General features: G+C 42.8%; 11 protein-coding genes. 5 read left to right on the top strand and 6 right to left on the bottom strand.

Features of this window, described 5'->3' with window-relative positions; translation table 11 throughout:
- Positions 1 to 45: 45 nt before the first annotated feature.
- The 4 genes from G563_RS0109690 to G563_RS0109705 form a co-directional block, all read right to left on the bottom strand.
- Entirely contained in the window at positions 46 to 867 is an 822-nt protein-coding gene (locus G563_RS0109690; RefSeq protein WP_229598474.1) for an alpha/beta hydrolase, read from the bottom strand.
- 157 nt (positions 868 to 1,024) lie between these two features.
- Positions 1,025 to 4,330 carry a glycosyl hydrolase gene (locus G563_RS0109695; protein WP_028665147.1) on the bottom strand — a complete coding sequence of 1,102 codons (3,306 nt, stop codon included), beginning with the start codon at positions 4,328 to 4,330 and terminating at the stop codon, positions 1,025 to 1,027.
- Positions 4,331 to 4,464: 134 nt separating this feature from the next.
- Positions 4,465 to 6,117, bottom strand: coding sequence for a hypothetical protein (locus G563_RS0109700; protein WP_028665148.1), 1,653 nt, complete (start codon positions 6,115 to 6,117; stop codon positions 4,465 to 4,467).
- Between the two features lie 147 nt (positions 6,118 to 6,264).
- A complete protein-coding gene (locus tag G563_RS0109705) occupies positions 6,265 to 8,649 on the bottom strand; it encodes a TonB-dependent receptor (RefSeq protein WP_028665149.1) in 2,385 nt (794 codons plus the stop codon).
- Between the two features lie 230 nt (positions 8,650 to 8,879).
- Here G563_RS0109705 and G563_RS36870 point away from each other — a divergent pair, with 230 nt between their 5' ends.
- From G563_RS36870 to G563_RS0109720, 3 genes are all read left to right on the top strand, one after another.
- Positions 8,880 to 9,941, top strand: coding sequence for a sensor histidine kinase (locus tag G563_RS36870; protein ID WP_051210868.1), 1,062 nt, complete (start codon positions 8,880 to 8,882; stop codon positions 9,939 to 9,941).
- On the top strand, positions 9,938 to 10,636 hold the full coding sequence (locus G563_RS0109715) for a LytR/AlgR family response regulator transcription factor (protein WP_037326333.1): 699 nt from the start codon (positions 9,938 to 9,940) through the stop codon (positions 10,634 to 10,636). Before G563_RS36870 ends, G563_RS0109715 begins: the two co-directional genes overlap by 4 nt.
- 206 nt (positions 10,637 to 10,842) lie before the next feature.
- The gene (locus G563_RS0109720) at positions 10,843 to 11,199 is read left to right on the top strand and encodes a hypothetical protein (RefSeq protein WP_028665151.1); all 357 of its coding nucleotides are present in this window, start codon (positions 10,843 to 10,845) and stop codon (positions 11,197 to 11,199) included.
- On the opposite strand, the gene G563_RS0109725 is transcribed toward G563_RS0109720, so the two are convergent.
- Both G563_RS0109725 and G563_RS0109730 read right to left on the bottom strand, forming a co-directional pair.
- On the bottom strand, positions 11,196 to 11,489 hold the full coding sequence (locus tag G563_RS0109725; protein ID WP_028665152.1) for a type II toxin-antitoxin system TacA family antitoxin: 294 nt from the start codon (positions 11,487 to 11,489) through the stop codon (positions 11,196 to 11,198). The two genes, G563_RS0109720 and G563_RS0109725, sit on opposite strands and share 4 nt — an antisense overlap.
- Before the next feature lie 187 nt (positions 11,490 to 11,676).
- Positions 11,677 to 12,075: a hypothetical protein gene (locus G563_RS0109730; RefSeq protein WP_028665153.1), complete on the bottom strand. Its 399-nt coding sequence runs from the start codon at positions 12,073 to 12,075 to the stop codon at positions 11,677 to 11,679.
- 532 nt (positions 12,076 to 12,607) lie between these two features.
- Between G563_RS0109730 and G563_RS0109735 the strand changes: the two genes are divergently transcribed.
- Together G563_RS0109735 and G563_RS34220 are read left to right on the top strand one after the other, a co-directional pair.
- The gene (locus G563_RS0109735) at positions 12,608 to 12,985 is read left to right on the top strand and encodes a BlaI/MecI/CopY family transcriptional regulator (RefSeq protein WP_028665154.1); all 378 of its coding nucleotides are present in this window, start codon (positions 12,608 to 12,610) and stop codon (positions 12,983 to 12,985) included.
- On the top strand, positions 12,985 to 14,223 hold the full coding sequence (locus G563_RS34220; RefSeq protein WP_051210869.1) for a M56 family metallopeptidase: 1,239 nt from the start codon (positions 12,985 to 12,987) through the stop codon (positions 14,221 to 14,223). Before G563_RS0109735 ends, G563_RS34220 begins: the two co-directional genes overlap by 1 nt.
- Positions 14,224 to 14,228: the final 5 nt, after the last annotated feature.

Below are 14,228 nucleotides of genomic sequence, written 5' to 3' on the forward strand. Positions count from 1 at the left end.
ACGCTGGTAAAGCGTCTGGTAGTGATTATTTAATGGATTGGCGCTTTACTTTAGTTTATCTTTTAAAAAAACCAACACTTTGGCACGTATCTCGGGGGCGTCAAACATAACACCAAAATGAGGTGCGTCTTTGACGATGATTAGTTCGCTTTGCACGCCCGATACACGCAACCACGAATGCAATAGTTTTGACTGACGATTGGGTACACTTTCGTCTTTTTCGCCGTGAATAATCAAAAAAGGAGGGTCGTTTTTGTCAACATAAGTGACTGGGCTTGCTATTTTAGCTAAATCAGGGCGCTCTACGGGAGCCGCTCCAATCAGAATACCTTCTGGCGACTTGGCATCTTCACTAGAATTGAGAGAAACCAGGTCAGAAGGGCCATAAAAATCAACAACTGCCTTGAAAGTGAATGCTTTGGAAGTATTGGGCATGAAGAAAGCATCTATTTTATTGTTTTTGGACAAGCCCATCAGGTTGGCTAAGTGCCCTCCCGCCGAAAAACCCATCAATGCGATGCGGTTTTTATCGAACCCGTATTTGTCGGCATTATCATACAAAAAAGAAAGGGCGCGATTGCAGTCTTGAATAAGGGCAGGAAACACCGCCTGGGAAGCAAAACGATAATCAATAGACGCCAATGCAAAGCCGCTATTGATCATCTCCGAAATCGTACCTTTCATGTAGCCCATATCGGCGTATTTATCATTGACCAACCATCCTCCACCGTGCACCCACACCACCAAGGGCATTTTTCCTTTGGGATTAGGCGGCAAATAAATATCCAATAAGTGTTTAGACAAAGTATCGTTGTTGTAAGGGATATTTCCGTGGAGCGTGGTACCTTCGGGAAAAAACTTTATCATAGGATTTGGTTTTTGACAAACAGCGACGTATGACCGTAAGGCTAAAAACAATAGAAATAATAATCGCACGGTTTTCATGAAAATGTTGGTTTGGTTAAGGATTTATATGATAAAAGGCGGGTTTCCCCACCTCTTACTATGTCGTAATTGTACCCATTTATTTGCGCTCAATCACCTTCACATCTCCTAGCAGGCCCGAAGGAACTAAAGGTGAGTCTTTGCGATAAAAAGGCATGGTAGTAAATGTCGTTTTTTGCTTCACATTGGGTTGCGCATCTCCTACCAAGCGATTGACCCAGGTATTGGTCACGTTTACTTGTATGGCGTTTTCTCCCGCTTTCAACGCCGAAGTAATGTCTACCTTAAATGGTTTTTTCCATAGGGTTCCTACATTTTTGCCATTGACAATCACCTCTGCAATATTCTTCACATCGCCCAAATCAAGAATAATAGAAGCGCCTGCGGAGGGTTTGGCAATGGAGAATGTATTTTCGTAGGTTGCAGTTCCTGAGAAATACTTCACCTCCGTATCTGCACTTTCCGACCAAGAACTAAGCTTATCCAAAACCATATTTTTATCATTAAACTTCACTTTCCAAGGATTTGAAAGCGTCGCAATAGTGGTTTCGGTAGTGGTTGGTTTGGTAAATGAGCGCTGCGATGTAGCATTCCCAAATACAATAAACATTGCCCCCCAAGATTCAAGTCGAAGCGGGACAATGGTTCTGCCGTCTTTGATTTGGTAGCTAATCTTTTCGATTTTGCCCGTTTCAGGATTCCACAACTCAGGTACTTTGCCCGCCACTCGAAAACTTATTTCAGCATCGGTCGCTTCGTCGCTTCGGTTGTTTAACCAATAAATATCTTGGTTGGCTGTTTGACGGTGGCGATATAAAATTTTGTTGGTTGTTTTATTGATAATGACGTCGGGTGTTGGTAGAGACGTTGCATGCAACGTCTCTACAGCGGCATTTGGATGTGCCCAAATTTCGTTGGCAATCGACTGGAATTCTGCCGCATTGTCTGTCAAACTAGGTGATTTTAGGGGTTTAGCTCCTATTACTTTAGCTCCGCCTTTGACTAAGTCACGTAGTTTTTTCAAAACAGGCAATGTCATAAACTTTGTCGATTCATCTAACACAAGTACACTGTAAGAATTGCCGCTTTGTGCGACTAACTTCCCATTTTTTACTTGAATGGCGTTTAAAAGGGCGGATGAGTTCACAAAGTCAAATTCATACCCTGCGGGAATCGACGGAAGTTTTTCGCGGCAAATCCACGTAATGTTGTTGTTTTCACCATATAAATACAACACATCGGCGATGTTGCGGCCTTGTTGCAACAAATAACAACTACGCCCCAAGTACGTCATCCATGCTTTTCCGCCTGCTTCTGCCCAAGTTTCTTGACGGGTAAAATACTGCCCAAAGGGTCCCAATGAAAAACCCGGTTTTTTATCGTCTAGTGGCTGATGCACAGACGTATGAATCACAAAACGATTCAAACCTGATGCCATCTCTAAGTCGGCGGTACGTTTGAGCCGTTCGGGATATTCTTGAAAAGGTCTTCCTACGGAGGTCATGGATTCGGCGGCTACAATGGGTTTTCCGTAAATATTGGCTACCGACGCCGATTCTCGAATGTCAGCTTCGCTCCGTACTTCTTCATCATTTCCGCCGGCCAAACTTCCGGGTGTCCACATCGCCGACATAGGAATGTCCGAATACCGTTTTACGTCCATACCATCCGCTAAGTAGATACGGCCTCCTTCATGCGACTCGGTATAACGCTTCATGCCGCGTTTTTTTAGTTCTTCTCCAATGACATCATAATGATTCTCGGCAATCAACTCTCCAATGGTTTTACGAAAATCCCACAAAAACTGCTCACTCGCTTCCACCGATTTTACAATTCTTCCAGTCAGTACAGGTATCCAATGCTTGAGGTCATAGCGGCGTCTTTTCTGGAATTCTTCAGGAAAACTTTTCGTCCAATTCATATGCCCCGCTTCGTAGCTATCCAATACCATATAATTGAGGCCTTTGGCGCCCATGAGCCCACCGGTGGCATCTTTATACATATCCAAGTAAGTATTGATGTAGCGCCTTACGGCGTCTTTGTCCAGTTTGTCTACTTCTAAGCCCGTTGCTTCGGGCGAAGCAGGGTGATTTTGCCGCCCCGTAAGCGAATAGCCTAGTCGTATCACTACCCAATTTCCCGCCGGAACTGTCCAGTTTAGAGTGCCGTCGGAGCTCATGTTGGAGGTCAAATCTACTACTTCTTCGGCCTGGATTGCGTCCGTTTTTCCTGTATTATCATTCCTCATTCCTAATTTTCCGTCTTCTTTCCAAGGCGTAAACCCCGCTTTGTCTTCTAGCTGATCGATACGATTATCGCTATGCAGTACAAACTCCGCTACGTTTACGCCTTCAGGCTTTTCTTCTCCAGCGGGGCGTCCGGCCATCGCAGCAAACACATTGGGAGTAGGAGCCAAAGTGGTCCAACACAGGCGCCAATATTTGGATGTGGTGGGCGTAATAGCAACGGTATTGTACGGTACTGTGCTACCCGATACCTTGGCAATCTCGCGAAAATGTACACCATCGTCACTTACTTTGAGGGTTCTATTTTCGGGATTACCGCGAAATTCGCTCAAGGGGCTTTCGTTGGCACCAGCCACCGAAAATGCTTTGAAGGTTTGGGGAGTTTCAAAAGTATACTGAATCCACATTTCTTGGCCTACGGAAGTAGGCGGTAGCATGGATGATTTTTCTAAGTCGTTGTCTGTGAGGTCTTTTAAGGTGAAAGTTCCTCCACTGGAACTAACGCTAGGGTTTAATTCTACCAATGTTTTTTCGGCAGATGGCAAACGATACGCTACGACCAATGCATCTTGGTAAAAATGAGGTTTTTGGCCCACAAATCCGCCTGTCAAGCCGCCTGCTCCAAGACCTACATTTTGGAATTTTCCGGTGATATCAGAAGGGCGTGGCAATTTTCCTACAAAGGTTTTTCCTCCTTCGAGATGCGTTTCTGTCCACACATATTTCTTCATGGCGTCTTCAGGTTTTACCCAAGGTCCGCCCGTCACGCTCCAGCCGGGCGAACCTGCAATGGCCATTTCAAGTCCTTTTTGGTCGGCAAGTTGTGTTGTGAACTTAAATGCCTCTTTCCAATCAGGGGTCATAAAAACCAGCTTTTTGGGCACGACGACCGGCGTAAACAAATTGGCATCAAAGTTTTGGAAGCCACCAATTCCTACCCGTTGCATCCATTCTAAGTCTTTTTGGATACCTTCTTTGGTAATATTGCCATTCATCCAATGCCACCACACGCGAGGTTTGGCAGCGCTTGGGGGCGTTTGAAAATCCTGTTGTTGGACGTTTTGAGAAAAGCTATTTCCTGTTAGAAGGAGTAATGCCGCACCTACTGCGAGCCACTTTTTTGTATTTGTTTTGTCCATTTTTTTATCTATTTATCACAAAATTTGCCAATAAAAAGCAAAAAGGAATCATGTACTTACATGTGATAGTGATAGAAAAATGGTTGTTTTAGGTTTTTGTTAAAAAAGTAATGTAGGCCACAAGTGAGGCCAACTCATTTATCTTCCGTAATTTTTACCTCCCGAAACATAAAAGGATTGTCGCTGATTCTAAGGGGTTTACCGCTGGTAGTAGTTACATTTTTGAGCACTACTTCTTTGGTTTTGACGTAGGGAAATTTTTCTTGGTAAGAGCTATCTTTCATTTGTGGGTTGAAATTCGCAAAAATCGCCGGGCCTTGGTAGTTTTCGGGGTGATGAGAGTCATCGATACTCAGGTTTTCGATGATGATTTTTTCGGGCATATAACAGACGTAGCCAAAATCATGTTGCCCTGAATAAGAGCCGCTTATCAAATCCGCACTGATGGGTTTGCCGCCTGCTGGTACAAATACACAATTCCGAATCACGAGTTGGCCCTGCCAAGTGCTACCGTAATCGGAACGAAGATTGACGATGCTTCGGCCGCAAATAGTCGAATTTTCGACGAGGAAAGTGCCGCTACCGATGGCATTGATGCCCATGTGGCCTAGGGTAGAATTGCGAATTGTGGCATTGGCAACTCCTTGATGGGCATCAAATCGAGAAAGAATACACTGATCGTAGAGCAGATTTTTACAAAAATTAGAACCTAAGATACCCCAGTAAGTATTGTCGTTGATGTCGTTGGTTTGGGTACAATTTACAAAAGACACATTCACCGCCCGATTGACCGACAAATCATAAGTACCCATAGAGACGGGTTTGCCAGCTGCGCCAATGGTGCTGTAAGTTTTGTGGCCCGTGAGAAGGGTATTTTTGACGGTAACATAAGCACAATCGCCGATGTTGATAAAGCCTCCATAAGGTGCGCCGTGGTCTTCTTCGCCTTTGATACGGTGCTCCAGCCCTTCCAAAAGCACATTGGAGCGTCTGATGGCGATGTTTCGACTATAGTAGGTATATTTTGATTCGGCCTGGTTGGCGATGGTAGTAAAACGCCCACCCGTGATTTTGAGCGGCGTTTCGTCGATAGGCAAAGCGGTGATTTCGGTGATTTTGTCAAAATCCCAAATGATGGGAGCTTTCATGTCTACGTTGCCGTTTTTGTCGACCGCAAAAATATCCGTTTGCGACGAGCCGTTGTTTTGATTCAGCCCAAATCGGATGTATTGTTTTACGTTGGCATTGGTGACCGTAATCAAGCAAGTACTAGGCAAGGATACCTCTAACTTAGACTGATTTCTTTTGAGGGAAGTGATGGATTCTAATTTGAAAGGCTTGAGTGCCGAACTCACCATAAAAACAGAAGCATTACGATTTTGTACTTCAGTGTCGTCAATGATAAACGCCGCTGTGCCAAAATCCGTCTCAGTACGAATGACGGCGGTGCGTTCTTTGCCACTGATGTAATAAGTGGCTCCCTCATTGGCTTTTACCGAAAGACCATGCACATTGGCAAAGGCATGAGTGGCCGCAATCGCGTCTATGTCGTCGGTTTTACCATCACCTTTAGCCCCAAAATCTCCATAACGTACCCATCCTGCGGCTTTGTATTTAGCAACATTTTTGGGCGATACATTGAGGTGTAACTGCCCATTTTCATGAATAGAAACCTGCGTTTTTTTGTTTTCGGAGGTGATGACTATGTCTTCAAGCAAACTTTGATTTTGACCTTTTGTCAGAAAGGTAACGCATAAAAAAAGAAAGGTGAGGAGTAAATTTTTCATAAGAATTAGCTGATGGCTTAAGATTACTTAGCCCATAAAATAATACTTACTCAGAAGGAAATTTCAAGAACTATCTACCCTAAAGACAGATGTTTTCATAAAGATGGTACGAATGTGTCAATTTGAAAATGCTGCATCAATGTTTTGTTACTGCACTCTTCTACGTTCTTCTTCGGCGGCGTCTTCGGTTTGGCGGCGACGGGTGTATTTTTCGTTGCCAAAACGATAGCTAAAATTCAGCCCAATGCGGCGAGTGTCGCTTTGGCTTTGGCGGTATTGGGTCGTATTTTGGTAATTGGTCATGGTTTCGGTGCGGTAGTTGGCAAAAGTCGGGTCGTCAATCAGCAAACGAAGGCTGCCTTTGTCCTTCAAGATTTTCTTGCCTACGCTCACATAAATTGAGTAAAAACTACTCATCGTCATGGTAAATACTTGGTCTCGGGCTGAGATTTGGGTGTACAATTCTGCCGACCACCCTTTGCCAAAACTAAACTGCTGGTTCGTGTTGAAGCGAAACGAAACGTAGCGGGTCACGGCTAGGTCGCCATTGACGGTGCCTTGAATGTTGAAACGAAACCCCTGAAAACTCACGTTGGTTGTCCAATACTTGTTGATTTTTTTGTTGTAATTACTCACAATTCCAAACCGATAGCCTTTCCCCAAATTGAACGGTTTACGCACAAATACATCACCCTCCCGAATGTTCAAATATTCATTCAATCCGTCGGCAAAATCCACCGCTAGACCTACACTTATGCCGCTGCTGTTTTGGTAACGAAGCTGGAGATTGTGCAGGTAAAAAGGCTTCAAGGAAGGATTGCCGCTGGTAAAGGTATAGTCGTCGATGTAGTTTAGGAAAGGATTAAACTGCTGGTAACTAGGGCGATTGATGCGGCGGCCGTAGTTGAAACTTAGGTTGTGTTTTCCCAAACTGTCTAACGCTCGCCGAAAAAAGAAGGTAGGGAAGAGATTCGTAAAATGCTGCGAAAACCGCTCGCCCGTCGTAGCGATATTAGGCAGCAGATTGCCCTCAATATTGGTGTTTTCGGCACGTAGTCCCATTTGTAGGCTCGTTTTTTTGTTGAGGGTATGGCGTAAGCTCAAGTAAGCGGCGTTGATGTTTTCGTTATAAACAAAATGATTGCTTTTGGTGGGGTCTATCACAAAACTTTGCTCTAGCTTATTTTCTACGTCGGCTTCGTTGGTGTTTTGGACAAAACCAGTTTTTAATCCTGCTTCCACCGTTGTTTTTTGGGAAATAGGGAGTCGATAATCGGTTTTAATGGTGAAAATGGTGGCGGGGGTAAAGAAAATATTGTTGAAAATCTGGGTGTTGTCGTCATGGCTGCTTTGAAAGTTTCGCACCCCTTCCGATTTAAATCGTTGATAGCTGACATCGCCGCTCCACTCGCTGCCTGGCTTTTTGGGTTTGTGGGTAAAATTGAGACTGGTACTTAGGCTATTCCAGTCAAATTGCCCTCGATTGGTGCCGAAATACGGCTCGTTGTTGATTAAATTAGTAAACACCGCCCCGTCGTTTCGATAGCTCTTTTGTACAAATAGCTGACCGCCGATAACCGTATTTTTGCTTTTATCGTAATCAAAACCAAGCCGAAGCGTGCCTCCCAAACTCTGATTTGTTCCGATGTTTTCGCTGTTATATTGTTGATTGTTAGTGTTTTCGGTGATAGTACGTGTAGAAGTTGTAACCGTACGGTTGGCGTCGCGAGGTAAACCAACGCCCCCAAACAAGTTCAGTTTTCCCAATCGATAGTTGAGGTTTAGGTTGTTATAGCTTCGCCACGTGTGTCCTACGCTTTGGCTGGTACTTACGTTGCCCGTCAGGCCATACAGTCTATTTTTTTTCAGCACAATATTAACAATAGCCGAACCAGCGGCATCGTATTTGGCAGGAGGTGAATCCATGAGTTCCAGCTTGTCCAGCATTTGGGCGGGGAGCGATTTGAGGTAGGTCGATAAGTCGTTGCCACTCATGTAGGTAGGCCGCCCGTCGATGAGCACCAGCACGTTGTTGCGACCATTGAGTTGGACATTTCCGTTTTGATCTACCAGCACATTGGGCGTTCTTTCCAACACCTCTTGGGCCGAAAGCGTGGCAGCGCCGTTCATCGCTTCCACATTAATCACGGTTTTGTCATCTTCTTGTACCACCAATGGACGAGTCGTTTTGACAACGACCTCCGCAAGTTGTTGCGTTTTGTCAGGGAGTAAAAAAATGGTGGGAAGCGAAATAGGCGCTGTTCCCAACCGAATCGTGGGGCTTTGGTATTTTTTTGAACCTAGGTAGCTAATTTTTAGAAAATAACTGCCTTGTTTGAGGTTGGCAAACTCAAATTTACCTTGCGCATTTGCCGAGTTACCTGCCACTTGTTGGCTATCTGGCAACGCAATCAGCAGGACGTTGGCTCCTACGGCGGCCTCGTTGTGGTGGTCTTTGATTTCACCTCGGAGGGTGTTTTGCGCCCAAGTCGTTGAGGCAATGAATAGAAAGAAAAGGAGATACTTTTTCATGCTGCTTTGTGGTTTTTTTGACAAAACTCGGAAAGAGGCTGTCTTTTAGAGAAGGGGACGGACAGAAAGGGCAGCTACTGTGATAAAAAGGGAAAATCGACTGACGAGGGGAGATATGAAAAGTATAAATTCGTATTTTACAGTTTTCGTCAGTCAAAAAAGCCTTTCTGTCAGTCAAGGAGAAAAATAATGAAACAGAACCCCCATTTTTGACCAAAAATTGAAACAAAATGGCTGGAAATATTCTCGTTTTTACCCTTTCGGTGGTTGTACTTTGGCTCATTTTTGGCAAACCAAAGCAGATTGTTATCACCCTTTTTTTGTGGGTTTTGGGCTCGGTAGGGCTATTTTTTGCGGTGCTTTTCACATTTCACATCATAGATTTAGACGGTGAAAAGAACCAAGCCTTGATAAGTAGCGTGTTGACGATAGGCTGCGCGGCGGCAGGGCGTTTTATGGCGGAGTATTATTTGAGCAAAAGCGCTCGTAATGAAGACCGCGCCGTGACAATTTTGGGGATATTGTTTGTAGGTTTTTTGCTGGGCTTTGGGTTGGCAATCAATTATTTGAGGTTCAATTTGAGCTTTGTGGTATTGTTATACGTTAATTTGGCCTTGATGGGGCTCGGGTTTGTGACCACGATGGGCGTTACTATTATCAAACACCAAATAGAACGAAAGATTACCACCGCCGAAGCCAAGGCCAACGTGAGCGATGCGGAGTTGAAGTTGCTGCAAAGTCAGTTGAGTCCCCATTTTTTGTTCAATACGCTCAATAACCTGTATGCGCTTTCGATACACGATGCGACTAAGTTGCCTCCGCTGCTGCTCAAATTGTCGGACTTGCTGCGCTATACGGTGTATGATACCAAAGCCACGATGGTAGCCCTCGACGACGAAATTAACTACCTCAAAAATTACATTGACTTTGAAAAAATTCGCCTTGGAGAACGCTTAGAATTGGCCGCGAATTGGCCCGAATCGTTGGCTGAAGCTCCTCCGATTGCTCCTATGCTGTTGATTGTGTTTGTGGAAAATGCGTTCAAACATTCAAAAAATACCCAAAATCCGACGATAAAAATTGCCATAGATGTACAGATTTGGGGGAAAACAATCCTTTTTTCGGTACAAAATAGTTTTGACCCCAACGTGACTCGAAATGCGTTGGAACAACACAGTGGCTTGGGATTGGAAAATGTGAAAAAACGGCTTGAGCTGGCATACCCCCACCGTCACGATTTAAGTATTGAGCAGAAAAACAATACTTTTATGGTTAAACTAAGGCTGACATGATACTGAAAGCACTCATAGTAGATGATGAACCGCTGGCGCGCCAATTGATTGAGGGGTATTGTAGGCATTTGCCTGACATAGAGGTGGTTGGTTCGGTGGTGGATGTGTTTATGGCGAGGCCGATTTTGGAGACGGGCAGGGTGGATGTGCTGTTTTTGGACATCAACATGCCCGTGATGAGTGGGATTAGTTTCTTAAAAAGCCTACATACCAAGCCTATCACGATTTTCACGACTGCGTACAAAGAGCACGCTTACGAGGCTTTTGACCTCGCTGCCACCGACTACCTGCTGAAGCCGTTTTCGATGGAACGTTTTCTCCAAGCCATTGAGAAGGCCAAAGCAGCCCTGAAACAGCAACCCAACACGCCTGAAAATTTTGTTTTTCTAAAGTCGGACAGTAAGTTGATTAAACTGTTTTTTGATGAACTGTATTACGTGGAGGCACAGGGTAATCAGGTGAAATTTGTAACCGAACATAGCACTTTCAACATTACGCAGACGTTTAGCTCGGTGTTGGAACTGCTGCCTGCGTCGCAGTTTGTACGAGTACACCGTTCGTTTGCGGTCAATGTTCAGAAAATCAGTATTATAGAGTCGTACCGAGTGCTGTTACTCCAAAAAGGCGAAGTGCCGCTCGGAAGTAATTTTCGGGAAGATTTTTTGAAAATGGTAGTGAGTAAGGGAGGGGAGTGAGGGGAGTAACTTCAAATTCACGAATTACCTATTTTGGTTGTTTTTTCTGGCTTGCAAGTAGAGTTGAGTAATAAAAAGAATTTAGATGCAGATTTTGATGCTGCATGGTCGTTGGTATCCCAGTGGAATGAAATAAGAAGATATGAAGAGGGATGTAGCCAAAAAACAGCCAAAGAATTTTTAATTGGAACTAATACCCTATTGTCATGGATAAAGACTTATTGGTAGAAAAATTGAAAGTACTATTTCAGCAAGAAAAAGAAATTACCATTGATGCCTTTGGTTTAGCACCAGCCTATGGCGGAATGGTCAGTAACTCGTTTGTGCTAGGTGTAAGCGCTCCTTCAATGGCAGGAGATGAACAACCAGATAAAATACAAAAAATTATCAGTTTGCTGTTTTCGGGACTTGAGCCAGAAGAGCGCCGTTGGATTGACCGCGTGAGGGTTTATGACAACGTGAAAGAACTTAAAAAACAAGCACAGAATGACTTTGAAGAAATCTCTTATAACGATAATCACACGAGCTTTGAGACCGAGCTTTTTAAACTTGATGCTGCCTAAAGGGGTATAAAATTATTATAGCTATTATAATCCTCATAAGCGCTTTTCAGGGTTTTTGAGGGGGCCTTTGGGTTGGTGATTGCATCAAAAAAGAGTTGACTGTCCTTTTCAGAAGGGATTATTTGCTCCTTTTCCTTTATGATTTCCTTCGCTTTTTCTTGTACTGTCAGAATAACAAAATCTGTCAGACTTCTAAAACCACCTAAGTAAGCGGCTTTCTCAAAAAAAAGTTTTTGTTCTTTTGAAAGCCGTACGTCAAATCGTGCCTGTTCTTTGGTTGTTGTGTTCATAAATAAAATCTTTTTGTAAATGTGCTAAAATACCTGTACAAATTACTTACTGCGTACAGATATTTTACGTACATTTAAGTAGTAAATTTCTCCTTCAAGTTCGGGTTGGGAGAGTTGAGGTGTAGCTTCTGTCATTTTCTGAATGTACAACAACTGCCAGAGTGAGTTACGACCTAGTATTCAGCGGTCAATTAAATCCATGAACTTTTCTCTTATCCACAATAAGTAGTTCAGCATTTTGCCCCGTTGAATTGATATTTAGAATTACTTCATCCCCAATTTTCTTGGCTTTATCAAAGCTAATTTCGTCATTGAACGTCATTTGTATGCCTGGTTCTTCAAAAGAATAACTAAACTCATCTTGCCCAACTTGGTAATAATCCCAGCCGTTTTTATGAGTTTTTGTCCACTCAAATGAATTTGGTGTCATCAACTGGTCAAAATCAGATAATACATTGACTTCACCTACAATCAGAAATTCAAAATCTTGCCCAGTCCAACCAATTCTATCAATAATCGGAGTGTTGTTCTCAACTGACTCAGGTGATAAACCTAATTTCTGTTTAATAAAGTCGATTAATTTCATGAATTATTGGTGGTTGGAAGTTAAGTGACTGAGTAAAGATAGCTATCGTTTTGTATTTCTAAACCCGATGTCGTGGTAGTAAACCATCTTCAGGATGGCTTAGTCTTGTCTCCCCCTACCTAAAAAAGTTAGGGCAAAAGCCCTTAAGTTCTCCCCCAGCCTAAAGGCGTGGAGTTTGAGGAGATTCGGGGTAGAGTCACAACAAAGTCTTTTTTGTTCGTACTCATTTACTTGGCGTTCAGCTCCCAATTAGCTTCTACACAGTAAATACTCCAATTCTTTGATGGTAAAAATCGTTGATTTCCACTAAATCGCTAAATGTTTTTTGAGAGGCTGCGTTGATTGTCAGTTGTGGTTGATGTATAATGATAATTAAGATAAAATCAAGAATAGTTTAATTTTCCTCCTGAGGATTAAAAGTATTTAAACGAACTTCTTAAAAGTTACTCCTAATAAATTAGTTATGCAACTAATTTATTAGGAGTAACTTTGTCTTCATCTAAAACAAATCTATTTACGAAAGCCTAATATCATGGAAATTCGGTCATTAACTCGTGCAGAAGCAGAGATTATGAAAATCTTATGGAAACTGCAAAAAGCATTTGTCAAGGAAATATTAGCTCAAATGCCTGACCCAAAACCCGCTTACAATACCGTGGCGACTTTTATCAAAATATTGGAGAAGAAGAATATCGTGAGCCATATTACCTACGGTAGTACGCATCAATACTTTCCTCTAATCACTGAAGAGGAGTATAAACGGCACGAAGTAGAGCAGCTAATGGGCAACTACTTTGAAAATTCGGCGGCTAATTTGGTATCCTTTTTCTTTAATGATAAAAAATTGAATGCCAATGAATTAGATGAAATAATGGAGTTTGTTAAGAAAAACAACCTTGGTCAAAAATAATGGACACTCTTCTGTACTTTACTAAGGTAAATCTCTATTGGGTTTTATTTTATGGCATCTACTGGTTCATGTTACGGCAGCATACTTTTTTTAAGCTCAATCGTCTGTATCTACTAGGAGCGTTAGTCATCTCTTTAGTATTACCAGCGATTCAGGTTAATCCTACCGTTACCGCTATTCCTGAAGTGGTGAGTGCTACGACCCAAAATGTAGCTACCCTACTCGTGGATTCCACTCCGCAAACCGACTCTGTAAATTGGGGTTTTATGCTCAAAGTGATTTATGTAGGGAGTGTCGTTTATATGCTCTTAAGGTTATTGAAGGGTATTTATCATATCGCCTTTCTGATAAAAAAAGGAGAGTTTATCCCTTGCGACAATTACACTTTAATCTTGCTGCCAAATAATCGAGACCAAAAGACCAGCGTTGGTTCTTTTTCATTCTTTAAATGGTTAGTGATTTCGCATCAGGATTATGAGCATTGCTTTGAGACAATTCTGCATCATGAATCGGTCCATATCAAGCAGTGGCATAGTATTGATATTTTGTTTATCGAAATACTGAAGGCATTCTTTTGGTTCAATCCCGTGCTTTGGCTCTACAAGTTTTCGATTCAGGAAGTGCATGAGTATTTGGCCGACAAGCAGGCTCCTAATAGAGAATCGTATGCCGCTTTTTTGGTGTCTTATGCTCAAGGAGCTTTTGTCGAATCCATCGCTAATCCATTCTATCATTCTTCATTTCTCAAAAACAGAATCCACATGCTTTACAAAAAGAGAACCTCAATTTGGCAATTGCCAAAGTATTTGGTCATAATCCCTCTAGTGGCCCTGGTAGTGTTAAGGACTTCTGGAAAAGAGCAATTGTCCAAACTAAAAGACCTTTCTGCCTCTATAAGCCCTGAGAAAGAGCCACAAAAAGAACCTCTAATTCAAAACAATATAAACCCTTCAGCGGTAAAGAAGCCTGCTCAAAAGAAAAGAAAGCGGATAAAACGTGAGTTAGTTTTACAAAATACAGAAACGCCCCAAGATACCCTCAAAGAGACGTATGCACCGAGCAGTGCCTCTATGTCAAGTTTTAGAAAAACGTATTTGCATCTAAGACCTACTTTGGATACTATTCTAGACCAACCTAAGCAAGATGCTAAAACCTACAGCAATTACAGATATCCAGCTACCTTGCCTACCTCACCTGTGCGCTCCATGCCACCTGCCAATAGTACCTCAAAAAACTAAATCAT

Origin of the sequence: Runella zeae DSM 19591 (genome assembly GCF_000423565.1) — a bacterium.
GTDB lineage: Bacteria > Bacteroidota > Bacteroidia > Cytophagales > Spirosomataceae > Runella > Runella zeae.